The organism is Streptomyces mutabilis (assembly GCF_014649815.1).
GTDB classification, from domain to species: domain Bacteria; phylum Actinomycetota; class Actinomycetes; order Streptomycetales; family Streptomycetaceae; genus Streptomyces; species Streptomyces mutabilis.
In genome coordinates, this window is record NZ_BMTT01000001.1 from 95,299 (window position 1) to 117,273 (window position 21,975).

General features: G+C 73.2%; 23 protein-coding genes and 1 other RNA gene. 11 read left to right on the forward strand and 13 right to left on the reverse strand.

The window, feature by feature from the left end:
• Positions 1-89: 89 nt before the first annotated feature.
• Positions 90-302: a DUF6243 family protein gene (locus IE142_RS00420; RefSeq protein ID WP_191883847.1), complete on the forward strand. Its 213-nt coding sequence runs from the start codon at positions 90-92 to the stop codon at positions 300-302.
• A gap of 88 nt (positions 303-390) precedes the next feature.
• Here the strand turns inward: IE142_RS00420 and IE142_RS00425 are convergent, their stop codons facing one another.
• The 5 genes from IE142_RS00425 to IE142_RS00445 all read right to left on the reverse strand — a co-directional run bounded on the left by IE142_RS00425 (position 391) and on the right by IE142_RS00445 (position 5,896).
• The gene (locus IE142_RS00425; protein WP_043377174.1) at positions 391-1,053 is read right to left on the reverse strand and encodes a response regulator transcription factor; all 663 of its coding nucleotides are present in this window, start codon (positions 1,051-1,053) and stop codon (positions 391-393) included.
• Between the two features lie 13 nt (positions 1,054-1,066).
• On the reverse strand, positions 1,067-2,317 hold the full coding sequence (locus IE142_RS00430; RefSeq protein ID WP_191883848.1) for a sensor histidine kinase: 1,251 nt from the start codon (positions 2,315-2,317) through the stop codon (positions 1,067-1,069).
• 23 nt (positions 2,318-2,340) lie between these two features.
• Positions 2,341-3,336 (reverse strand): small ribosomal subunit Rsm22 family protein, encoded by a 996-nt coding sequence (locus tag IE142_RS00435; RefSeq protein WP_191883849.1) that lies wholly within the window; start codon positions 3,334-3,336, stop codon positions 2,341-2,343.
• Positions 3,337-3,413: 77 nt separating this feature from the next.
• Positions 3,414-4,583, reverse strand: coding sequence for a serine hydrolase domain-containing protein (locus IE142_RS00440; protein WP_191883850.1), 1,170 nt, complete (start codon positions 4,581-4,583; stop codon positions 3,414-3,416).
• Entirely contained in the window at positions 4,550-5,896 is a 1,347-nt protein-coding gene (locus IE142_RS00445) for a multidrug effflux MFS transporter (protein ID WP_191883851.1), read from the reverse strand. Before IE142_RS00445 ends, IE142_RS00440 begins: the two co-directional genes overlap by 34 nt.
• A gap of 105 nt (positions 5,897-6,001) precedes the next feature.
• On the opposite strand from IE142_RS00445, the gene IE142_RS00450 reads away from it, so the two are divergent.
• Positions 6,002-7,018 (forward strand): Gfo/Idh/MocA family protein, encoded by a 1,017-nt coding sequence (locus IE142_RS00450; protein WP_191883852.1) that lies wholly within the window; start codon positions 6,002-6,004, stop codon positions 7,016-7,018.
• Here the strand turns inward: IE142_RS00450 and IE142_RS00455 are convergent.
• Entirely contained in the window at positions 7,005-8,669 is a 1,665-nt protein-coding gene (locus IE142_RS00455; protein WP_191883853.1) for an alkaline phosphatase D family protein, read from the reverse strand. The genes IE142_RS00450 and IE142_RS00455 overlap by 14 nt on opposite strands.
• A 132-nt stretch (positions 8,670-8,801) precedes the next feature.
• Between IE142_RS00455 and IE142_RS00460 the strand changes: the two genes are divergently transcribed.
• Complete coding sequence (locus IE142_RS00460) at positions 8,802-9,590, forward strand: SDR family oxidoreductase (RefSeq protein ID WP_191883854.1); 789 nt, start codon at positions 8,802-8,804, stop codon at positions 9,588-9,590.
• A gap of 282 nt (positions 9,591-9,872) precedes the next feature.
• Here the strand turns inward: IE142_RS00460 and IE142_RS00465 are convergent, their stop codons facing one another.
• A complete protein-coding gene (locus IE142_RS00465; RefSeq protein WP_191883855.1) occupies positions 9,873-10,199 on the reverse strand; it encodes a nuclear transport factor 2 family protein in 327 nt (108 codons plus the stop codon).
• Positions 10,200-10,358: 159 nt separating this feature from the next.
• Between IE142_RS00465 and IE142_RS00470 the strand changes: the two genes are divergently transcribed.
• The 3 genes from IE142_RS00470 to IE142_RS00480 are packed head-to-tail and all read left to right on the forward strand — an operon-like array spanning position 10,359 to position 12,481.
• Positions 10,359-10,901: a DoxX family protein gene (locus tag IE142_RS00470; protein WP_191883856.1), complete on the forward strand. Its 543-nt coding sequence runs from the start codon at positions 10,359-10,361 to the stop codon at positions 10,899-10,901.
• A gap of 34 nt (positions 10,902-10,935) precedes the next feature.
• The gene (locus IE142_RS00475; protein WP_229830096.1) at positions 10,936-11,364 is read left to right on the forward strand and encodes a MazG-like family protein; all 429 of its coding nucleotides are present in this window, start codon (positions 10,936-10,938) and stop codon (positions 11,362-11,364) included.
• A 25-nt stretch (positions 11,365-11,389) separates the two neighbouring features.
• The gene (locus IE142_RS00480) at positions 11,390-12,481 is read left to right on the forward strand and encodes a PASTA domain-containing protein (protein WP_191883857.1); all 1,092 of its coding nucleotides are present in this window, start codon (positions 11,390-11,392) and stop codon (positions 12,479-12,481) included.
• Positions 12,482-12,576: 95 nt separating this feature from the next.
• On the opposite strand, the gene IE142_RS00485 is transcribed toward IE142_RS00480, so the two are convergent.
• Positions 12,577-13,563, reverse strand: coding sequence for a polysaccharide deacetylase family protein (locus IE142_RS00485; protein WP_191883858.1), 987 nt, complete (start codon positions 13,561-13,563; stop codon positions 12,577-12,579).
• Between the two features lie 34 nt (positions 13,564-13,597).
• Positions 13,598-14,596, reverse strand: coding sequence for an endo-1,4-beta-xylanase XynA (gene xynA / locus IE142_RS00490; protein ID WP_191883859.1), 999 nt, complete (start codon positions 14,594-14,596; stop codon positions 13,598-13,600).
• 414 nt (positions 14,597-15,010) lie between these two features.
• Between xynA and IE142_RS00495 the strand changes: the two genes are divergently transcribed.
• Positions 15,011-15,175 carry a hypothetical protein gene (locus IE142_RS00495; RefSeq protein ID WP_191883860.1) on the forward strand — a complete coding sequence of 55 codons (165 nt, stop codon included), beginning with the start codon at positions 15,011-15,013 and terminating at the stop codon, positions 15,173-15,175.
• A 27-nt stretch (positions 15,176-15,202) separates the two neighbouring features.
• Here the strand turns inward: IE142_RS00495 and rnpB are convergent.
• Positions 15,203-15,606, reverse strand: an RNA gene (rnpB, locus tag IE142_RS00500) — RNase P RNA component class A.
• A gap of 274 nt (positions 15,607-15,880) precedes the next feature.
• Between rnpB and IE142_RS00505 the strand changes: the two genes are divergently transcribed.
• From IE142_RS00505 to eda, 4 genes are all read left to right on the forward strand, one after another.
• The gene (locus IE142_RS00505) at positions 15,881-16,639 is read left to right on the forward strand and encodes a MerR family transcriptional regulator (protein WP_191883861.1); all 759 of its coding nucleotides are present in this window, start codon (positions 15,881-15,883) and stop codon (positions 16,637-16,639) included.
• A 32-nt stretch (positions 16,640-16,671) separates the two neighbouring features.
• Positions 16,672-17,250, forward strand: coding sequence for a hypothetical protein (locus IE142_RS00510; protein ID WP_191883862.1), 579 nt, complete (start codon positions 16,672-16,674; stop codon positions 17,248-17,250).
• Between the two features lie 33 nt (positions 17,251-17,283).
• Positions 17,284-18,066, forward strand: coding sequence for a peroxide stress protein YaaA (yaaA, locus tag IE142_RS00515; RefSeq protein WP_191883863.1), 783 nt, complete (start codon positions 17,284-17,286; stop codon positions 18,064-18,066).
• A 73-nt stretch (positions 18,067-18,139) separates the two neighbouring features.
• On the forward strand, positions 18,140-18,799 hold the full coding sequence (gene eda / locus IE142_RS00520; protein ID WP_191883864.1) for a bifunctional 4-hydroxy-2-oxoglutarate aldolase/2-dehydro-3-deoxy-phosphogluconate aldolase: 660 nt from the start codon (positions 18,140-18,142) through the stop codon (positions 18,797-18,799).
• Here the strand turns inward: eda and IE142_RS00525 are convergent.
• From IE142_RS00525 to IE142_RS00535, 3 genes are read right to left on the reverse strand one after another with little or no spacing between them, the layout of a single operon-like run.
• Positions 18,774-20,246 carry a bifunctional RNase H/acid phosphatase gene (locus tag IE142_RS00525; protein WP_191884407.1) on the reverse strand — a complete coding sequence of 491 codons (1,473 nt, stop codon included), beginning with the start codon at positions 20,244-20,246 and terminating at the stop codon, positions 18,774-18,776. The two genes, eda and IE142_RS00525, sit on opposite strands and share 26 nt — an antisense overlap.
• 48 nt (positions 20,247-20,294) lie before the next feature.
• A complete protein-coding gene (locus tag IE142_RS00530) occupies positions 20,295-21,038 on the reverse strand; it encodes a zinc ribbon domain-containing protein (protein ID WP_107489123.1) in 744 nt (247 codons plus the stop codon).
• Positions 21,035-21,892 carry a Nif3-like dinuclear metal center hexameric protein gene (locus tag IE142_RS00535; RefSeq protein ID WP_191883865.1) on the reverse strand — a complete coding sequence of 286 codons (858 nt, stop codon included), beginning with the start codon at positions 21,890-21,892 and terminating at the stop codon, positions 21,035-21,037. The genes IE142_RS00530 and IE142_RS00535 overlap by 4 nt, the downstream gene beginning before the upstream one ends.
• Between the last annotated feature and the right edge of the window lie 83 nt (positions 21,893-21,975).

Consider the following 21,975-nt stretch of genomic DNA (forward strand, 5'->3'; position numbering starts at 1 on the left):
CGGACAGTGGACCGAGACGAAACGAGACGCACCGTCTCGCATTGATCCAACGTCTCGTACTGATCCAGTAACCGCGGAGAGGGGATCCCATGACCCGAGGTGGAGCCGGAAACATGCTGGGCGTCGGCGGTGCCCGTCGAAAGCTCGGCCGCGACGCCCTGCGCGGCGGCGACCGGGGCGGCCGGATCGGCGGCGCCCCGGACCCGCGCGCCGAGAAGCGGGCACTGCTGCGCAAGCTCCAGGAACGACAGCGCGGACAACGCCGACAGGAGGACCGGGCCGCGAGCGAACAGGGTGCGTGAGGAGCCGGACGCCCCTTCGGCCGACACCGGACGGTGCCGCCCGAAGGGGCGCCCCCGGGCCGGGGTACGGCCCGCTGCACCCCAGCGGTCAGCGGGGCTGGGCCCGCGCGTTCTCCAGGTAGTGCAGGACGGCGGCCACCCGCCGGTCGACCCGGTCGGCCGGGGACAGGTCGAGCTTGGCGAAGATGCTGCGGATGTGCTTGTGGACCGCGCCGTCGGTGACCACCAGCCGCGCGGCGATGGCGCCGTTGCCCAGGCCCTCGGCCATCAGGGCGAGCACCTCCCGCTCGCGCGGGCTGAGGCGTTCCAGGCGGGTGTCCTGCCGGGTCCGGGTGAACAGCTGGGCGACGACCTCCGGGTCGATGGCGGTACCCCCGGCCGCGACCCGGTGCAGCGCGTCCATGAACTCCTCGACCCGCCCGACCCGTTCCTTGAGCAGGTAGCCGAGTCCGCCCACCCCGCCGGTCAGCAGATCGGTTGCGAAGGACTGCTCGACGTACGCGGACAGCACCAGGACGGCCGTCGCGGGCCGCCGGCGCCTGGCCTCGACGGCCGCGCGGACGCCCTCGTCGGTGTGGGTGGGCGGCATGCGTACGTCCAGGACGGCCACATCGGGCTCGTGCGCGTCGATGGCGTCGAGCGCCGACTCGGCGGTGTCCGCGGTCGCCACCACGTCCAGGCCCTCTGCGCGCAGCAGCAGGGCGAGCCCTTCGCGCAGCAGCGGGTCGTCCTCGGCGATCACTATCCGCAGGGCGCGGTCCACTTCAGGTTCCACAGGGCAGGTCCACTTCCAGGGTCGTAGGTCCGCCCGGCGGGCTGTCCAGGCGAAGAGAGCCGTCATGTGCCGCGACCCGGCGCCGGATGCCCGTCAGCCCCGTGCCGCCGCCCTCGTCCGCGCCACCGCGCCCGTCGTCCTCGACCACCACCCGCAACCGCCCCCCGCTCCCGCGCACCGTCACCGACGCCCGCCGGGCCCCGCTGTGCTTCGCGATGTTCGTCAACGCCTCCGCCACCACGAAGTACGCCGTCGCCTCCACCGACGCCGCGCACCGCCCCGGTACCCGCGCCTCGATCCGGCACGGCACCGCGCAGTCCGCCGCCAGCCCCGACAACGCCCCCGCCAGACCCCGGTCCGCCAGCACCGGCGGCAGGATCCCCCGGGCCACCCCGCGCAACTCCGCCAACGCCTCCTCCGCCGCCACCTGCGCCCGCTCCAGCAACTCCTCCGCCCCCACCGGATCCCGGTGCGCCATCCGACGCGCCGCACCCAGCAACACGGTCACGGACACCAACCGGTTCTGCGCACCGTCGTGCAACGACCGCTCGATCCGCCGCAACTCCGTCGCGTGCGCGTCCAGCGCCGCCGCCCGCGTCGTCGTCAACTCCGCCACCCGCAACGACAGGTCCACTCCCGGCCCCGCCGCCAGCAACCGCCGTCCCGGCCCGGACTGGAGCCGCGCCATTCCCGGACCCAGCCCCAGCAGGATCGCGACCCAGCCCGCCCCCAGCAGCGCCGCCGCGAGGGCGTCCGACCAGGAGTGGGCGGTGCCGATCCCCACGGACGTGGTCGTGGCGTCCCCCGGGAGGACCAGCCACCACAGCGGGAAGGTGGTGTCCCGGACGGCGCAGATCGGCAGCAGCACACCGAGCAGCCCCAGCAGGAGCCCCAGGGTGGCGTGCCGGACCACCCAGCGCACCTCACGCCGGGTGACCGGATCGGCGAGGGCGCGGCGCAGCCCGTTCGACGGCGCGTCCGGGGCCACGACCTGCTCGCCCCAGCGACCCAGCCGCTCCCGTTCCCGCGCGGCCAGGGCGTGCAGTGCGCGCAGCGCGGTCGGCGCCATCAGCAGGCCCACGCCCACCAGGCAGGCCACGGCTGTGAGGGCGAGCCCGCACGCGACGAGGAGCGCCAGCAGCGCCGTACCGAGACCGCCGGTGAGCTGCCGCGTCGCCGTGAGCGCGGCGGAGACGGTACGGGCGACGGTCTCCCCGCGCCCGGTGAGCGGTGCTGCCATGCCCCCTCCTTCGGTCAACGACCCTACTGCGTGGGCTGGTTGGCCTCCGGAGAGGGCCAGGGGTCGCCCCAGTCGGCGTCGCGGGCGTCCTTGTACAGGTCGCCGTGGCGCTTGGTGACCGTCCGGCGGCGCAGCTGCTCGTCGGGCTCGCACAGGTCGAGCAGGACCTGGCCCTTGCGGATCTGCGGGCGCCGGACCACCCGGGAGGGAGCGGGTTCGACGGGGAGCCGGGTGGCGGCGACGTAGCTGAACTTCTCGTCCTCGTAGGCGAGGGAGCCGCCCTTGACCTGTCGGTGCAGGGAGGAACGGCTGACCCGCGCCGCGAAGTGGCACCAGTCCGTGCCGGGGACGATGGGGCAGGCGGCGCTGTGCGGGCAGGGGGCGGCCACCCGGAACCCGGCGGCGATCAGCCGGTCGCGGGCCTCGATGACCCGGGCGTACCCGTCCGGCGTCCCGGCCTCCACGATCACGACGGCCCGCGCGGCCCAGGCGGCGGCGTCGACGAGGGCGGCGCGGTCGGGGCCGGTCAGCTCGTTGAGCACGTAGGAGACGGTGACGAGATCGGTGCTCTCCACGGTGAGCGCCGCTCCGATCCGGGAGCGCTGCCAGCGGACGTCGCGCAGGGCCGGGAGGGCGGCGGCGATCTCCCGGCCGAGGGCGAGCGCGGGCTCGGCCCAGTCGAGCACGGTCACCGGGCGGGCACCCGGCCAGGTGTCGTTGACGGCCCAGGTAGCGGCGCCGGTCCCGCCGCCGACGTCGACGTGGCCGCCGGGTACCCACCCGGGCACGGCGTCCGCGAACGCGGCGAGCGCGGAGCGTACGGCGGCGAAGGTGGCGGGCATGCGGTAGGCGGCGTAGGCGACGACGTCCGCGCGGTCGCGCAGGATGGGGGCGTCGGTGGGGGTGGCCCCGCGGTAGTTGGCGATCAGCCGCTCCACGGCCTGCGCGGCCTGGCGGGGCGGGAGCCCGTCGACCAGCTCGGCGAGGGCGGCACGCAGGGTTTCGGCGGGGTCGTTCACTCGGCGCATTGTATGGGGCGCGGTTGCCTCCGGCGGTTGGGCGGGGTGCCTGCGGCGCCGGCGGCCAGGGAGGGCGCTCAACCGCCGGAGGCGACCCGTACGGCCCGCGCCACCCGCGTCCCCAGCCCCGCCCGCGGCCCGTTGTCCGGCGGCCGGCGCCGTGGGTGGACCGTGTTGGCCAGGAGAACCGCGAACGTGTCCGTCGCCCGGTCGAGGACCAGCATCGTGCCCGTGAACCCGGTGTGCCCGGCCGCCCCCCGCCCCGCCAACTCCCCCATGAACCACGGCTGGTCGAGGGCGAAGCCGAGCCCCGGCCCGGTCAGCAGCAGTTCCACGAAGTCCGGGCCGAGGATGCGCGCCGGCCCGTACGAGCCGCCCGCCAGCAGCGCACGGCAGAAGACCGCCAGGTCCCGCCCCGTCGAGAACAGCCCCGCATGACCCGCCACCCCGCCCAGCGCCCACGCGTTCTCGTCGTGCACGACCCCCCGCAGCATCCCCCGGTCCGCCTTGGCCCACGGCCGCCGCTGGTCCTCCGTCGCCGCCGCCCCCGGGCACGGCCCGAAGCGCGTCGCCGCCATGCCCAGCGGCCGGGTGATCCCGTCGCGGACGAGGACGTCGAGGGCGCGGCCGGTGATGCGCTCCAGCACGTGCTGGAGGAGCAGCATGTTCAGGTCCGAGTAGCAGTACGTCCCCGGCACCCCCACCGGCGGCTCCGCCCGCAGCCGCCGCATCCGCTCCTCGTCGTCGGCACAGTCGTACAGCGGCAGCTCGGGGCGCAGCCCGGAGGTGTGCGTGAGCAGCTGCCGCACCGTGATCCCGTGCACGGCCGCCGCCCGGAAGTCCGGCAGGTACGCCCCGACCTCCCAGTCGATGCCGAGGGTGCCCCGTTCGATCTGCTGCACGGCGGCGACCGCCGTGAACAGCTTCGTCAGGGACGCCAGGTCGAAGGGGGTACCGACGCTCATGGGCACCCGGGAGCGCTCGGGCAGTTCCACGCCCGCGTCCGCGCGCGCGTCGTAGGCCGAGTAGCGCACGGCCCAGCCCGCCGCCTCCTCCACGGCGAGCACGGGCCCCCGCCCCACGGCGACGACGGCGCCCGCCGCCCAGGGCCGCTCCCCGGTGGTGAGGCCGTGCACCTCCTCGACGACACGGCGGAGTTGCTCGGGGTCGAGCCCGGCCCGCTCCGGGGTGCCGCTGCGCAGTCTCGGTGTGCTCAGCTCTCTTCTCCCTCCGAAGGGCGACGGCACATCCCCATGAAGAAGGCGAGCGCCACCACCGCCGCGACGAGCTGCACCACGGCCATCGGCAGGGCGGTGTCCTCCCCCGCGATCCCGACCAGCGGCGAGGCGACGGCGCCGATGAGGAAGGAGGAGGTGCCGAGCAGCGCGGAGGCGGAGCCGGCCGACTTCTTCACCCGCATCAGCGCGAGCGTCTGCGTGTTGGGCAGACTGATGCCCATCGCCGACATCAGCACGAACAGCGCCGCGGCGACCGGCGCGAGCCCGACCTCGCCGAAGACGCCGAGGGACATCAGCAGCAGGGCGGTGGCGGCGACGATGACGATCAGCAGGCCGAGGACCAGTACCCGGTCCAGACGCACTCGCCCGACCAGGATCTTGCCGTTGATCTGCCCGACCGCGACCAGCCCGATCGAGTTGATCCCGAACAGCAGGCTGAACGTCTGCGGCGACGCCCCGTAGATCTCCTGGATGACGAACGGCGACGCGGAGATGTAGGCGAACAGCGAGGCGAAGGCGAACCCGCCCGCGAGCATGTAGCCGGTGAAGGCGCGGTCGGCGAGCAGCCCGCGCATGGCGCGCAGCGTGTCGCCGACGCCGCCCTCGTGCCGCTCCCCCTCCGGCAGCGTCTCCGGCAGCTTGGCCCACACGACGGCGCCCAGCGCGATGCCGACGACCGTGAGCACGACGAAGACGCCCCGCCAGTCCGTCGCCCGCAGGATCTGTCCGCCGATGAGCGGTGCGACGACGGGGGCGACCCCGGAGATCAGCATGAGGGTGGAGAAGAAGCGGGCCATGGCCACACCGTCATAGAGGTCGCGCACGACCGCCCGGGCTATGACGATCGCGGCGGCCCCCGCGAGTCCCTGCGCCAGCCGGAAGGCGACCAGCAGTTCCACGGTCGGCGCGAGCGCGCACAGCGCGGTGGCGACGACGTACACGGCGAGGCCGGTCAGCAGCGGCCGCCGGCGGCCCCACTTGTCGCTCATCGGCCCGACCACGAGCTGTCCCAGCGCCATGCCGGCCAGGCAGGCGGTGAGCGTGAGCTGCACGGTGGCGGCGGGCGCGCTCAGGGACCGGGTGACCTCCGGGAGCGCGGGGAGGTACATGTCCATCGCCAGCGGCGGCGTCGCGGTCAGCCCGCCGAGGAGGAGGGTGACGAGCAGTCCGGTGCGGCGCGCGCCGCGGTTGCCACGGTCGTCGGGCAGCGAGCCGACGGCCGGTCCCGTTCCCGGTCCGGCCGTGTGCGGCGGGTGCGGCGTGTTCGGTTGTGGGGTGATCGGTTGCGGTGCGTGCGGTGTGGACGGCCCGCGCTCGGGCATGTGCCCCTCCCTCTTCTGCAGATCCGGCACCTATGCTCTCAGCTCGTACGGTCTTGAACGAACAAACTCGAACGACCTGAGCGAGGGTGGGGCAGGGTGTCAGCGGTGACCGGGCAGAAGGTGCGCTGGGGGATTCTGGCGACCGGTGGGATGGCGGCGACGTTCACGGCGGATCTGGTCGATCTGCCGGACGCGGAGGTCGTGGCGGTGGCCTCGCGGACGGAGGCGTCGGCGAAGGCGTTCGCGGAGCGGTTCGGGATATCCCGGGCGTACGGCGACTGGGAGACGCTCGCCCGGGACGAGGAGGTCGACGTGGTGTACGTCGCCACCCCGCACTCGGCGCACCGGGCGGCCGCCGGCCTGTGCCTGGAGGCGGGGCGCAACGTGCTGTGCGAGAAGCCGTTCACGCTGAACGTGCGCGAGGCGGAGGAACTCGTCGCGCTCGCCCGCGCGGGCGGCAGCTTCCTGATGGAAGCGATGTGGATGTACTGCAACCCGCTGGTCCGGCGCCTGAAGGCGCTGGTCGACGACGGCGCGATCGGCGAGGTCCGCAGCGTGCAGGCGGACTTCGGGCTGGCGGGCCCCTTCCCGCCCGCACACCGGCTGCGCGACCCCGCGCAGGGAGGCGGCGCGCTGCTCGACCTGGGTGTGTACCCGGTGTCGTTCGCGCAGTTGCTGCTCGGCGAGCCGTCGGACGTCGTCGCGCGGGCGGTGCTCTCCGAGGAGGGCGTCGACCTCCAGACGGGCGCGCTGCTCTCCTACGACGGCGGCGCGCTCGCCTCCGTGCACTGCTCCATCACCGGCGGCACGCCCAACTCGGCGTCGGTCACCGGGTCCGAGGGCCGCATCGACGTCCCGTACGGCTTCTTCTTCCCGGACCACTTCGTGCTGCACCGCGACGGCAAGGAGCCTCAGGAATTCCGGGCGGACCCGGCCGACGGGCCCCGGGCCAGTCTCAAGCACGAGGCCCGGGAGGTGATGCGCGCCCTGCACGCCGGTGAGGCCGAGTCCCCGCTGGTCCCGCTGGACGGCACACTGGCCGTGATGCGGACGCTGGACGTGATCCGGGACCGCGTCGGCGTCCGCTACCCCGGCGAGGAGCGCGCGGTCACGCCGGCTTGAGCCCCTGCTCCCCGACCTCGGTCACGAAGGAGGCGGCGGTCGTGAGCGGCGCGCCCTCGGTGGTCACGTGGGAGACCGTCTTGAAGTCGGCCCGCGCCAGCTCCCGGCCGAGCGAGACGGTCGTGTAACCGCGCAGCCCGTTGAAGAACCTCAGGTGCGGGTTGGCGGCCATGAGGGTGTCCCAGTTGGCGGGCTTCTCGGAGCCGTCGCGCCCGCTGGTGACGGACGTGGTGACGATCTCGGTGCCCAGGGTCCGGGAGCCGGGGTCGTCGAAGTCCCGCTTGATGTCGAAGCCGTAGTGGACGTGCACGTCGCCGGTGAGGACCATCAGGTTCTCCACGCCGGCGGCCTGCGCGCCGGCCAGCACCCGCTCGCGGGAGGCCGGGTAGCCGTCCCAGGAGTCCATGGAGACCTTGGACGGGGTGCTGGTCGAGTTGAACCGCCGGGAGAAGGTGACCTGCTGGGGCACCACGTTCCACAGGGCGTCGGACCGGTGCCAGCCGTTGATCAGCCAGCGTTCCTGGGCCTCGCCGGTCAGGGTGCGGCTCGGGTCCTCGGACTCGGGGCCGGGGAACTGCCAGCCGTCACGGTGGGCCTGGTTCGAGCGGTACTGGCGGGTGTCGAGGACGTCGAACTGGGCGAGCCGGCCCCAGTGGAGGCGGCGGTAGAGCTTGAGGTCCGGGCCGTCGGGGAGCTGGGGGCGGCGCAGCGGCATGTTCTCCCAGTAGGCCCGGTAGGCGGCGGCGCGGCGGATGAGGAACTCCTCCGGCGGGACGCTGTTCTCGGGCGTCTCGTCGGCGTAGTTGTTCTCGGTCTCGTGGTCGTCCCAGGTGACGACGAACGGGTGCGCGGCGTGCGCGGCCCTGAGGTCGGGGTCCGACTTGTAGAGGGCATACCGCAGGCGGTAGTCCTCCAGCGTCACCGTCTCGCGGTTGAAGAGGTCCGGCAGGGTGCCCGCGGGGTAGGCGCGGGAGCCGCCGCTGGAGTTCACGGCGTACTCGTAGAGGTAGTCGCCGAGATGGAAGACGACGTCCACGTCCTCCTGCGCCAGGTGCTTGTACGCCGTGTAGTGGCCCTGGTCGTAGCGCTGGCAGGAGACCAGGCCGAAGGTGAGGTCGGAGACCCGGCTGCGCTGGGCGGGCGCGGTCCGGGTGCGGCCGGCCGGGCTGACGTACCGTCCCGCGCGGAAGCGGTAGTAGTAGACGTGGCCGGGCGCGAGGTGGTCGACCTCGACGTGCACGGTGTGGTGGAACTCGGGGTGCGCGGTGGCCCGGCCCCGTCTGACCACGCGGCGGAAGCGTTCGTCGAGCGCCAACTCCCAGGACACGTCGACGCGTTTGGCGGGCAGCCCGCTGTCGGCCCGGTACGGGACGGGGGCCAGGCGCGTCCACAGCAGGACGGAGTCGGGCTGCGGGTCGCCGGAGGCGACGCCGAGGGTGAAGGGGTCGTCGGTGAGCTGCGCCGGGTCGAGTTCGGCGGCGCTCGCGGTGCCGGCGGACGGCAGGTTCACGGAGAAGGCGAGCGCGGCGGCGGCGCCGGTGACGGTCAGGAAGCGACGGCGGCCCAGGTGCCGGGCGGCGGCGCGGAGTTCGGGCGCGTGCGAGGGCGTGGCCCCGGACCGGGTCGGGCCCTGGTGGTTCGCGGGTGTCATCCGTTCCTCCCCTTGCGGTGGTTGCAGGGGGCATTCGAATGGCCGGGGACGACATTGTCTTGGCGCGAACATGGCGATCCCATGTCGGACGCATGAGTTCCGCATGTTCGGCCACGCGTACGCTGCCGACTCATGAACACCGTGAGAACCGCCGCCGAGGAGAACACCGGCGCGCAGAAGGTAGCCCTCGTGACGGGAGCCGGTTCCGGCATCGGCCGGGCGGTCGCCGTCGAACTGCTCGCGTCCGGCTGGTCGGTGGCCCTGGCGGGCCGGCGCCCTGAGAGGCTGCAGGAGACGGCGGCACGGGCACCGGAGGGCGCGTCAGTGCTCCCGGTCCGCGCCGACGTGTCCCGCCCCGGGGACGTCGAGGCCCTGTTCGCCGCCGTGCGCGACCGCTTCGGACGACTGGACCTGCTGTTCAACAACGCAGGGACGTTCGGCCCGGGCGGGGTGCCGGTCGAGGAGCTGCCCTACGAGGCCTGGCGGCACGTGGTGGACACCAACCTCAACGGCGCGTTCCTGTGCGCGCAGGCGGCGTACCGGCAGATGAAGGAGCAGGACCCGCCGGGCGGCCGGATCATCAACAACGGCTCGATCTCGGCACACACCCCGCGCCCGCACTCGGTGGCGTACACGGCGACCAAGCACGCGCTGACCGGTCTGACCAAGTCACTGTCGCTGGACGGCAGGCCTTACGGCATCGCGGTCGGCCAGATCGACATCGGCAACGCGGCGACCGACATGACGGCCGGCATGCAGACCGGCGCGCTCCAGGCCAACGGGGAGACGGCACCCGAGCCCGTGATGGACGTCGCCGACGTGGCGCGCACGGTGCGGCACATGGCGCAGCTGCCGCTGGAGGCGAACGTGCAGTTCGCGACGGTCATGGCGACGGCGATGCCGTACGTGGGTCGCGGCTGAGGAGGGGGCACGGGAAGTCGCCCCTCGATCCACACAATCGGAATATCGAAGTCCGCACTATTGCGGCCGGTGGCGGACTTATGCTCAACTCTCCTTCACAGGAGCTTCACACTTGGCGACCAAGCCTTCCGTGCGGCTCCGCGAGCCATCCCGAGGGGGGAGGCGGCAGCCGTTCCGCGGCACCGGCTGGGGTGAATTCCCGCGTGGGGCGGGAGACGCGCCGGCGGGGGGGGGCGGAACGGCTGCCGCGTCTTGCGGCTGCCGCCCTCGCGCCCCCTCCCCTCACGCCTGCCCGGTCTCGAACCGCGCGATCCGGCCGTCGTCACCCACGGTGAAGCTCCACCGAGTCCGCATCTCGCCCCAGGTGTCGTTGCGGTAGCGGGCGATGAGGGCACGTCCGCCGTTCGACTCGTTGTCGACCTCCAGGTGCCCGTTGGAGGAGAAGATCTCCTGGTCGATCCACTGGGCGAGGTCCCGGTCGTCCCCGTCGTCGGCCATGGTGGCGTCCGGCGCGAGCGTGGCCAGGAAGGCGTCACGGTCGTGCGCGTTGACGGCGGCGACGAAGGCGCGGACGGCCGGGTCGCTCAGTCGCGTGGTCTGAATCGTCATGCCGGCCAGAGTCACACCGCCGGCGATCCCCCGCCACCCGACCGCGGGCTCCCCGCCCTCCCGCCCTTCACTCCAATGGCACCCGCGAGGGGCCCGCGCGGCACCCGCGGGCGACGGTGGTGAGTGGTGTGATCAACCGCCGTCCGCGAGGGAGTCGACGTGAACTGTCATGACCGGCGTGATCTGGGCCTGCTGCTGCTCCGGCTGGGCACCGGCGGTGTCCTGGCCGCGCACGGCGCGCAGAAGCTGCTCGGCTGGTTCGGCGGTGGCGGCATCGAGGGGACCGGTCAGGCCATGGAGGCCATGGGCTACGCGCCCGGCCGGGCCAGTGCCACCGCGGCGGGCCTCGCGGAGGCGGGCGGCGGGGCGCTGCTGGCCCTGGGCCTCGCCACCCCCGCCGCGGGCGCCGCCGCGGCCGGCGCGATGGCCGGCGCCGCCGCGGTCCACGCCCCCAACGGCTTCTTCGCCCAGGCCGGCGGTTACGAGTACGCGGTGTCCCTCGGCCTGACGGCGGCGGGCCTCGCGGTCTCGGGTCCGGGTCGTCTCTCCCTCGACCACGCCCTCGGTCACGCGGTCAACCGGAACTGGATGGTCCCGGCCGCACTGGCGGTGACGGCGGCGGCCACGGCGGTGGTGGTCGGGGCGCGGAACAAGCGGGTACGGAAGGCGGCGGAGGGGCAGCAGGAGCCCCTGTTCGACTGACGTACCGCCCGCCCTCCGTGGCAGGCTGCCCGCCATGAGCGACGACGACCTCGGCACCGCCCCCGCCACCCGCACCGACCTGTGGACCACCATCGACGCCCTGTGGAAGTGGCTGGAGGCGGACCAGCCCGTCGGCGGCAGGGAGGGCCTGCTGCTGCGGATGCTGAAGCTGTCCGAGGAGGTCGGCGAGGTTGCCGAGGCGGTGATCGGCGCGACCGGCCAGAACCCGCGCAAGGGAGTCACCCACACGTGGGACGACGTCGAGGCGGAGCTGTGCGACGTCGTGATCACGGCCATGGTGGCACTGCGCACGCTGACGCCCGAGGCGCGGGAGGTGTTCGAGCGGCATCTGGCGCGGGTGGCGGGCCGTTCCTTGGGGGCGCAGGGCGGGCCTCGCCACAGCGACTCTGTACGATGCGGTCGCTCGACAGACGGCCGGAGTGACCTCGCGGGTCCGTCATGACCCTGCTCCGTCGGAGGCCCCGCCCATGCACCGCCCGCCCGCTCCTCCCACGCCTCCGCCGTTCCCCGGCCCGGCGACTCCCGGTACTCGTTGGTGGCTGACCACTCCGGCCCGCGTCGGCTCCGTCCTCGCCGTGCCGCTGTTCGGCCTGGTCAACGAGTATCTGGGCTTCGTGATCCTGATCGCCGCGATCGTCCTGGTCTGGACGGACAGCCCCTGGCAGAAGGGCGTGAAGGTGGCGGCCACCGTCGGCGCCATGGCGCTGCTCGGCGCGGTTCTACCGGATCCGCCCAAGGACGGGGCGCCGAGCACGGTGGCGGAGGCGGAGGCGGACGGCAAGGGCAGGGCGACGGGAGGTGCGGCTGATGCCCTGACCTCGGCGTCACCCTCACCGACGGCCGGGGATGACAGCGAACCGGCGCCCAAGCCCCGCCCGAAGGCCGTGGACTACCGGGGCATGCCGTTGGACGAGGCGCGGGAGGCGGCCGAGGCAGCCGGGTTCGGCGTCGACGAGCACGACGCGTCCGACCAGGACAAGAGCATCATGTTGCGGCTCAACTGGACCGTCTGCTTCCAGCGGACCGGCTGGACGTCGGCCGGCACGAAGACGATCGACTTCGGCGCGGTGCAGACCGGCGCCCCGTGTCCCCGGACGGACGGCGGAGCGATCCCCTGGCCGAAGATGCCGGACTTGATCTGGAAGACCTGGAAGACGGCGCAGAAGGAGGTCGTGGATCTCGGAATCGTCCCGGCCGAGGACGTACGCGCGGACACGGCGTACCTCAACGACCAGCTGCCCGACGAGGGCGAGTACGACGACTGGCGGGTGTGCGCGACGGACCCGGCCGAGGGCGGGGACGTCACCGTCGACGACCGGGTGACCCTGGAACTAACCGATCCGGAGAACGGCTGCCCGAATCCGGACCGTGAGGACGGCGACGAGCCGAACCTGCCGGACCGGGACGGCGACGGAGACCCGGACTACAGCGACCCGTTCCCCGGCGACCGGGACCGCAGTAGCACCTTCCCGAACGGCCTGCCGGACGGCTCAGGCAGCTCCGGAGGCTCGTCCGGCGGAGGCGATGGCTGGAACTGCCCCGGCACCCGCTGGTGCTGACGCGGCGCCCGCCCTCGCCCCGGCGCGCCCGCGGGGAGGAAGGGGGCCCGGGAGGCACACCCGCCCCCGGACCCCTCGGCCCATCTGGTCCGGGCTCAGCCCGTGTTGCAGGAGACCGTCGGCCAGGTCCAGTTGCCGTTGGCCTGGATGGTGGCGCCCCAGTTGTTGCCGCTGCCGTTGGACTTGGCTGTCAGCACCTGGGCACTGGGGTAACTGGCGTTGACGTTCCAGGTCGACATGACCCGGGCCGGGGACGGCACGTTCATCGTCACGGTCCAGTCATTGGACCCGCTCACCGAGACGTTGAGGTTGTACCGGTCCCCCCACCGCTGCCCGGCGGACAAGGTCGCGGTACAACCCCCTCCGCCACCACCTCCGCCGCCGTCGCCGCCCCCGTCGGGGGCCACGGCACGCCCGGTCTGCGGCGAGATCATGCCGGAGCACAGGCCCTTGCCCGCAAGGGCCTGCGCGATGCGCGGGATCGCCGCGAGGGTGTTGGCGGGCCAGTCGTGCATGAGGATGACCTGGCCGTCGCCCAGCCGGGAGACGGCCTGCACGATCGCGTCGGTACTGGCGTTGTTCCAGTCCTGCGAGTCGACGTCCCAGATCACCTCGGTCAGCCCGTACTTGGCCTCGACCGCGCGCAGCGTGGCGTTGGTCTCGCCGTACGGCGGGCGGAAGAGCTTCGGCGTGCCACCGCCCGCGTTCGCGATGGCCTGCTGCGTCCGGGAGATCTCCGAATCCATCTGCGCCTGACTCAGCCGGGTCATGTGCGGATGGGTGTAGCTGTGGTTGGCGACCCACATGCCGGCGTCGACCTGCGCCCGGACCAGGGACGGGTTCTGGGCCGCGTACTGGCCCTGGTTGAACATCGTGGCCCGCAGCCCGTTCTGCCTGAGCGCGTCGAGCAGCGCCCCGGTGCTGCCGGACGGGCCGTCGTCGAAGGTCAGCCCGACGTAGCCGTTGCAGGCGGCGGCCCGCGCGGGCGCGGCGTCGGCGGCGACGGTGCCGGCGGCGGCCAGCGCGGCGACGGAGACGGCGGTGACCAGGGACCGCAGGGGCGGACGGGATCTCGTTCTCATGGGAGCGGCTCCTCCTCTCTCCTCCGTGTCCGGGTCAGCCCGCGCTGCAGGAGACCGACGGCCAGGTCCAGTTGCCGTTGGCCTGGATGGTGGCCCCCCAGTTGTTCCCGTTGCCGTTGGGACGGGCGGTGAGCACCTGCGCACTGGGGTACGTGGCGTTGACGTTCCAGGTCGACATGACCTTCGCCGGGGCCGGCACGTTCATCGTCACGGTCCAGTCGCTGGACCCGCTGACGGACACGTTGAGGTTGTACCGGTCCCCCCACTTCTCCCCGGCGGACAGCGTCGCGGTGCACCCACCGCCGCCACCGCCGCCACCGCCACCGCCGCCACTGGTCCCCCCGACCGTGATGTCGGAGCTGCCGCTGCTCTGGTAGCCCTCGGTGGCCATGATCATGTAGTAGCTGAAGTTGCCCAGCGGCATCCCTGCCCGCGACCAGGCGTCGAAGTGGTTGCCGGTGGTGATGGTGCCACCGGTCCGCTTGGACTGACGCACGCTCCAGTACTGGTCGAAGGTGCGGGTCCCTTCGACGGAGGGCGCGTTGTAACGCGTCGTCCTGTAGATGTCGTAGGTGCCGCCGTCGGTGGTCACGGTGCCCTTGAACTCGCCCGTGGGCCGGTAGGTGCCCCAGTTGTCGACGATGTAGTACTCGACGAGCGGGTTCGACGTCCATCCGTAGAGGGCCAGGTACGCGTTGCCGGACGGATTGAAGGTGCCCGAGTACTGCACGGTCCGGCGTCCGCCGTTGCTCCAGCCCTTGCCGGCGACGAAGTTGCCGGTGTTGCGCCAGGAGGTGCTGTACTGGCCGCCGGAGCCCATGTCCATGGAGACGGTGCCCTGGCTGTCGGTCCAGAACGAGTAGTAGTAGCCGTTGTTGGTGCCCTCCTGGTTGGTCGTGACGACCGTGCCGGCGTGGGCGGTGCCCGGCAGCATCATGGCGGCGAGGGCGGCCAGCGCGACGGCCCAGGCGCTCCTGACGAGCAGCGTGAGGGGGCCGCTTCTGCGGCGCCCCGGTTGTGCGAGCAGGTTCATGGGGGGTGCTTCCTCTCCTGGAGGTCCTGCACGGTTCGAACAACGGCGCCAGTGTTGGCCTGCACTCGTCAAGCGTCAACAGTTTCGGTAAATATTTCGAAAGCTTCGCCCTCCCCTCGTCGACCGCACATCAACCCACTTCACTGCTCAGGCGCAGTTCAACGACCATCGGGGTCGCCTCACAGGACAAAGGACGACCTCTGCACCAGAAATGCCGACCCACTCACCCGAAACTTTCGACCGTCCGCCCTCTGGACAACCGCGGGAAGGGCGGGCGCCGAGTACCGGAGGAACAACCTCCTCCGCAGTGGCGTCGACCGTGCCGGGTTCACGCCGGTCATCGACGCGATCGCCGCCGGCGACCTGGCCCGCGGCATCGGACTAACCGCCCCGGACATCACGCCGCTGGGGGCGATGTCCCGTTCGATCTTCTCCCGGCACTCCTCGGGCGTACCCGCGACCGAGAGGCGGTCGGCGACTCCGGTGAAGGCGTTCACGGGGCGGGACCTGCCGGAGGCGGCGGACGTGGACACGCGGCTGCGACTGATCGCGGAGCGGCTCGTGCCGGCGTTCGAGTGAGGGCCGGCCGCGCGCCGGAGGAGGGGGCAGACGAGTCGGGCTGTACGCCGGGTTCTGTTCCGGCGGGTCCTCGCGGTCCCGCCGGCGACGGCCATCCATCTAGGACCGGCGTTGCCACCGGCCTCGTGCGGTCTACCCGCGGACTCGGGCGGGCAGCCCTCGATCGTCCGCGCAGAGCGCTTTTCACGGCGCCCCTCTTGACCTTGCTCCGGGTGGGGTTTACCTAGCTGCCCAGGTCGCCCTGGGCACTGGTGGTCTCTTACACCACCGTTTCACCCTTACCGGGGACCGAAGCCTCCGGCGGTCTGCTTTCTGTGGCACTGTCCCGCGGGTCACCCCGGGTGGCCGTTAGCCATCACCCTGCCCTGTGGAGCCCGGACGTTCCTCGGGAAGTCCCGCAAGGGACTCCACGCGGCCGCCCGCCCGGCTCGTCTGCCGTGTCGACCATGGTACCGGGCGGGCGGGTGACCTGCGGACGGGCTCAGAGAAGGTCCAGCAGGAGGTCCCGCGTGATCGGTGCGTGTGCCATGGCAGTCAGGTCACGCCCCCCTCCGGTCGCTCGCCAGGCTGGGGTTCTGGCTGATCACCTGCCCGTGAGATCGGAAACCGTTCCCTCGATCGCGGCACAGGACCGGCGGCGCCGTTCGGAAGCCGGACCCTCGTCCCGCTTGACCCTGCCGCAACGTCAACGTCTCCACTGGAGCCATGCGGATCGGAGAACTCGCCGACGTCGTCGGCGTCACCACGCGGACCGTGCGGCACTACCACCACCAGCGCCTGCTGCCCGAACCGGAACGGCTGGCCAACGGCTATCGGACGTACACCCTGCGGCACGTCGTCGTGCTGGCCCGGATCCGGCGGCTGACCGAGCTGGGGCTCGGGCTCGCGGAGGTGCGGGACGTGCTCGCGGACGAGGCCGGGAAGGATCTCGCAGAGGTGCTGGAGGAACTGGACGCGGACCTCGCGCGGCAGGAGGCGGCGATCCGGGAGCGCCGCGCGCGGCTGCGGGCGCTGCTGGCGGCGGAGGGCGGGCTGCCGGCCGAGGGGCCGGTCTCGCCGGAGCTGGCCGAGCTGTTCGCGGGGATGGGGGACGTCTCCGGCTCCCCCATGGCCGTACGGGACCGCGAGATGCTGGCGCTGCTGGAGAGCACGACGGCGCCGGAGGACCGGGAGGGGCTGCTGGCCGCGCTGCGTGGCGCCCTGGGTACACCGGAGGCGGTGGCACAGGCGCATCGGGCGTACGCGCTGCTCGACGAGCTGGCGGACGTCGACGTCGATGATCCGCGGGTGGCGGAGGCGGCCCGGGTGCTCGCCGAGTGCCTGCCCGCCCAGATGCTGCCCGAGGAGGGCGTCGAGCTCGACTCCGGCCACAGCTTCCTGCGCGCCATGTACGCCGACTTCGCTCCGGGGCAGGCGGAGGCGATCCGGCTGGCCTTGGGGATCGTCGCGCGGGGGCGGTCGTGAGCGGCCCGCGCTTCGCGAGGATTGCCTGGCTCATGGTCCGGCACGAGTTGCGGTTGCTGGCCAGTCTGGTGCTGTGGGCGAGCCGGCGGACCCACGGGACGGTGCCCGGCGGTACGGCCTTCGGGTACGCACGGGGGCAGGGCGCGATGATGTTCGGGTTCGCGTTCGTGTGCGTGATCGAGACCATGATGATGTCCGTGCTGCTGCGGGACTGGCCCACCGTGCACCACGTGGTGCTGGTCCTGGACGTGTACACCATCGTCGTCGTGATCGGGCTGCACGCCGCTTCCGTGGTCCGGCCGCACGTCCTGGACCCCGTCGGCGGCACGCTGCGGATCCGCCGGGCCGTCCACGTCGACCTGCGGATACCGCTGGAGCGGATCGCGTCCGTGCGCCGGGAGCTGCGGACGACGCAGGAGCGGACGGAGGGTGAGCTCGATCTCGCCGTGGGGGCTCAGACCTCCGTCACCCTCGAACTCATCGAGCCCGTCACCCATGCCGCCTTCTTCGGGCGGCGGCACGAGGTACGTGTCGTGCGCTTGCACGCCGACGATCCCGGGGAGCTCGTACGGGCCGTCGACCAGGCACGGGAGGGCCACGCCGTACCCTGACCGAGGGCCAGAGCTCGATGTGAAGGAGTACGTGTGCTTGTCCTGCTGCCGCCGTCCGAGGGGAAGGCCGCGTCCGGCCGGGGCGCACCGCTGAAGCCGGAGTCGCTGTCGCTCCCCGGGCTGACCCCCGCCCGGGAGACCGTCCTCGGTGAGCTGGTCGAGCTGTGCGCCGGGGACGAGGAGAAGGCGCGCGAGGTACTCGGACTGAGCGAGGGGCTGCGCGGCGAGGTCGCCAAGAACGCGGAGCTGCGCACGGCCGGGGCGCGACCGGCCGGCGAGATCTACACGGGTGTGCTGTACGACGCCCTGGACCTGGCCTCGCTCGACACGGCGGCGCGGAAGCGGGCCGCGCGTTCGCTGCTGGTGTTCTCCGGGCTGTGGGGCGCGGTGCGGGTGACCGACCGGATTCCCTCCTACCGGTGCTCGATGGGCGTGAAGCTGCCCGCGCTCGGCGCGCTGGGCGCCTACTGGCGGGCGCCGATGGCCGAGGTGCTGCCGGACGCGGCCGGTGACGGGCTGGTGCTGGACCTGCGCTCGGCGGCGTACGCGACGGCCTGGAAGCCGAAGGGGGAGGTCGCCGGACGGACGGCGACCGTGCGGGTGCTGCACGCGCCCACCCGGAAGGTGGTCAGCCACTTCAACAAGGCGACCAAGGGGCGCATCGTGCGGAGCCTGCTGACGTCCGGGAGTGCTCCGGCCGGGCCCGCCGAGTTGGTCGAGGCGCTGCGTGATCTCGGGTACGAGGTGGAGGCGGAGGCTCCCGCGAAGGCGGGGAAGCCGTGGGCGCTGGACGTGCTGGTGGCGGAGGTCCACTGAAGGGACCGGAGCACCCGTTGCACGCAGCGCAACGCGCGTTGCACCTGATACTCCTCGACGGCACGATGAGGGCATGAGTTCACCGCTGCCCTCCTCCTCCCCCGCCTCCGTGCTGGACCTCGCCCCGGTCGTCCCGGTCGTGGTCGTCGACGATCTCGCGGACGCGGTGCCGCTCGCCCGGGCGCTCGTCGCCGGCGGGCTGCCCGCGATCGAGGTGACGCTGCGGACGCCGGTCGCGCTCGACGCGATCCGGGTGATCGCCGCAGAAGTGCCGGGCGCGGTGGTCGGCGCGGGCACGGTCATCACGCCGGGACAGGTGGGGGAGGTCGTGGCGGCCGGGGCGCGGTTCCTGGTGAGCCCGGGGTGGACCGATGCGCTGCTGGAGGCGATGCGGGCGTCCGGGGTGCCGTTCCTGCCGGGGGTGTCGACCACGTCGGAGGTGGTGGCGCTGCTGGAGCGCGGGGTGCGGGAGATGAAGTTCTTCCCGGCCGAGGCCGCGGGCGGCACCGCCTACCTCAAGGCGCTCGCCGCCCCGCTGCCGCAGGCCCGCTTCTGCCCGACGGGGGGCATCGGGCCGGCTTCCGCGCCGGATTACCTCGCGCTGCCCAACGTCGGCTGCGTCGGGGGCAGTTGGATGCTGCCCAAGGACGCGGTGACCGGCCGGGACTGGGGACGGGTCGAGGCGCTGGCCCGTGCGGCGGCCTCGCTCAGCGCAGGTGGGACGTGTCGTTGAACAGGCGGACGCTCGCGCCGCCGTCCGCGTAGTACGCCACCGCCGACAGCGACGCCGCCGACAGCTCCATGCGGAACAGCGACTCGGGCGGGGCACCCAGGGCGAGGCGGACGAACGTCTTGATCGGCGTGACGTGGGAGACCAGCAGGACCGTGCGGCCCGCGTACGCCCTGACCAGCTTGTCCCGGGCGGCGGCGACACGGGCGCCGGTCGCCGCGAAGCTCTCGCCGCCGCCGGTCGGCTCCGCGTCCGGCGAGGACAGCCAGGCGGTCAGGTCGTCGGGGTGACGCTCGCGCACCTCGCCGAAGGTCAGCCCCTCCCAGGCGCCGAAGTCGGTCTCCCGCAGCCCCTCCTCGACCGTCACCTCCAGGCCGAGGCGGGCGGCGACGATGCCGGCGGTCTCGCGGGTGCGGGCCAGGGGGGACGTGACGATCGCCTGGATCGTGCCGCGCCGGGCGAGGCTCGCGGCGACCTTCTCGGCCTGCTCGCGGCCGGCGGCCGACAGGGACGGGTCGCTGCCGCCGCTCCCGGAGAACCTCTTCTGCGGCGTCAGGGGCGTCTCCCCGTGCCGGAGCAGGACGAAGGTGGCGGGGGCGCCCATGTCGGGGGGTCCCCAGCCGGGTGAGGCCACGGTCTTCGCGGCCCGGACGTCGGCGGCCGTGGCGGCTTCCATGCCGGCGGGACCGGCGGGACCGGTGGCGTTGCCGACGGCTGGGGCGGTGCTTGCGGCTGGCGCGGAGCCGGCGGCTGGCGCGGTGCTTGCGGCGGTGGGGTCGTCGGCGGTGATTTCCCCGGCGCCCGCCGCAGTAGGTGCGACGACGGCTTCCCCTACACCCGCCGCGGCAGCACCCGCAGCACCCGCCGCCCCGGGGTCGGCGGCGACTCCCTCAGCGCCCGCCGCGGCGAGCCCGCCGCCGGTACCGGCGGCATCCGCGGCGCCGGTACGCGTCCGTGCGTCGGCGTCCCCCGCGCCAGGGGCACCGGCGGAGCGCCCGGCGTCCAGTTCCGCAGTCGACGCCGACGGCGACCACTGCTCGCCGCGCGCTCCCGCGTCCATCGCCTCGTTGGCCAGGCGGTCGGCGTGCTTGTTGCCGGCGCGCGGGATCCACTCGTACGTCACCCGCCCGGCGGGGAAGATCCGCGCCGCCTCGGCCGCCAGCGGCTTCATGTCGGGGTGCTTGATCTTCCAGCGGCCCGACATCTGCTCGACGACGAGCTTGGAGTCCATCCGGACGTGCACGGTCGCGTCCGGGTCCAGTTCCCGCGCCGCGCGCAGACCGGCCAGCAGGCCCCGGTACTCGGCCACGTTGTTCGTGACGACGCCCAGGTACTCGGCCGCCTCGACCAGGGTCTGCCCCGTCGCCGCGTCCAGCACCACCGCGCCGTAGCCCGCGGGCCCCGGGTTGCCCCGCGACCCGCCGTCGGCCTCGACCACGAACTCCCGCACCAGACCGGCACCCGCCTCCGCCACCGGAACTGCCACCGAACCGGCTCCCTACAGGCCCGAGTCCGCCGTGCGCACCAGGATGCGGCGGCAGTTCTCGCAGCGTACGACCGTGTCGGGCGCCGCCGAGCGGATCTCGCTCAGCTCGGTGATCGCCAGCTCCTGGCGGCAGCCCTGGCAGCTGCGCTGGTACAGCTTGGCCGCGCCGACGCCGCCCTGCTGCTCGCGCAGCTTGTCGTAGAGCTTCAGCAGGTCGGCGGGGACGGAGGCCGCGATGACCTCGCGTTCCTTGGTCACCGAGGCCGCCTCGGCGTCCAGCTCCCCGACGGCCGTGTCCCGGCGCCCGGCGGCGTCGTCGAGCTTGCCCTGCACGGAACCGACCCGCTCGGTCAGCTCGGCGACCCGCTCCTGCGCGGACTCGCGGCGCTCCATCACCTCCAGGACGACGTCCTCGAGGTCGCCCTGCCGCTTGGCGAGGGAGGCGATCTCACGCTGGAGGTTCTCCAGGTCCTTCGGGGAGGTGACGGCGCCCGAGTCCAGGCGCTGCTGGTCGCGGGTGGCGCGCTGGCGCACCTGGTCCACGTCCTGCTCGGCCTTGGTCTGCTCGCGGGCGCAGTCGCTCTCCTCGGTCTGGGCGGCCACGAGCAGGTCGCGCAACTGCGTGAGGTCCTTGGTCAGCGACTCGATCTCGGCGTGCTCGGGCAGGGACCTGCGCTTGTGCGCGAGCTGCTGGAGGCGGACGTCGAGGGCCTGGACGTCCAGAAGTCGGATCTGGTCGGCGGACTCGGCTTTCAGTTGGGGGCTCCCATTGCGTCGGAGGTCGGGGCGGACGCCGCGTGGGCGGTCCAGGGGTCGGTGACCGTTCTGGAGACGTGGACCCTCAGGTCCCATCCCTCACGGTCGGAGATCTCGTCGAGCTGGGCCGCGGCCAGCTCGCACCAGGGCCATTCGGTGGCCCAGTGCGCCGCGTCGAGCAGCGCGAGGGGACTGTGGGCGCGGGCCTCCGAGACCGGGTGGTGGCGCAGGTCCGCGGTGAGGAACGCGTCGACGCCGGCCGCCCGCACGAGGTCGAAGAGGCTGTCGCCGGAGCCGCCGCTGACGGCGACCGTGCGGACTACGGCCTCCGGGTCACCGGCGACGCGGATGCCCTGCGCGGTGGCGGGCAGCCGCTCCGCGGCGCGGGCGGCGAGCTCGCGCACGGTCAGCGGGTGCTCGAGCTCGCACACGCGGCCGAGGCCCCGACGCCCGTGCGGGTCGGTCGGGTCCGGCACCAGGGGCCCTCCGACGCGCAGGCCGAGGGCGCCGGCCAGCGCGTCGGAGACACCCGGGTCGGCGGTGTCGGCGTTGGTGTGGGCGACGTGCAGCGCGACGTCGTTCTTGATGAGCGTGTGCACCACGCGGCCCTTGAAGGTGGAGGCCGCGACGGTCGTCGTCCCCCGCAGGTACAGCGGGTGGTGGGTGACGAGCAGGTCGGCGCCCAGTTCCACCGCCTCGTCGACGATCTCCTGGACCGGGTCGACGGCGAACAGGACCCGGGAGACCTCCTGGTCGGGGTCGCCCACGACGGTGCCGACCGCGTCCCAGGACTCGGCCCGCTCGGCGGGCCACAGGCTCTCCAGCGCGGCGATGACTTCTGACAGACGGGGCACGGGTGCAAGGCTACCTGCCTGTACTGCGCCGTCGTACCCGCGGCGGTTCCCCGGCTCCCGCCCCGGCCGGGCACAGCACACAC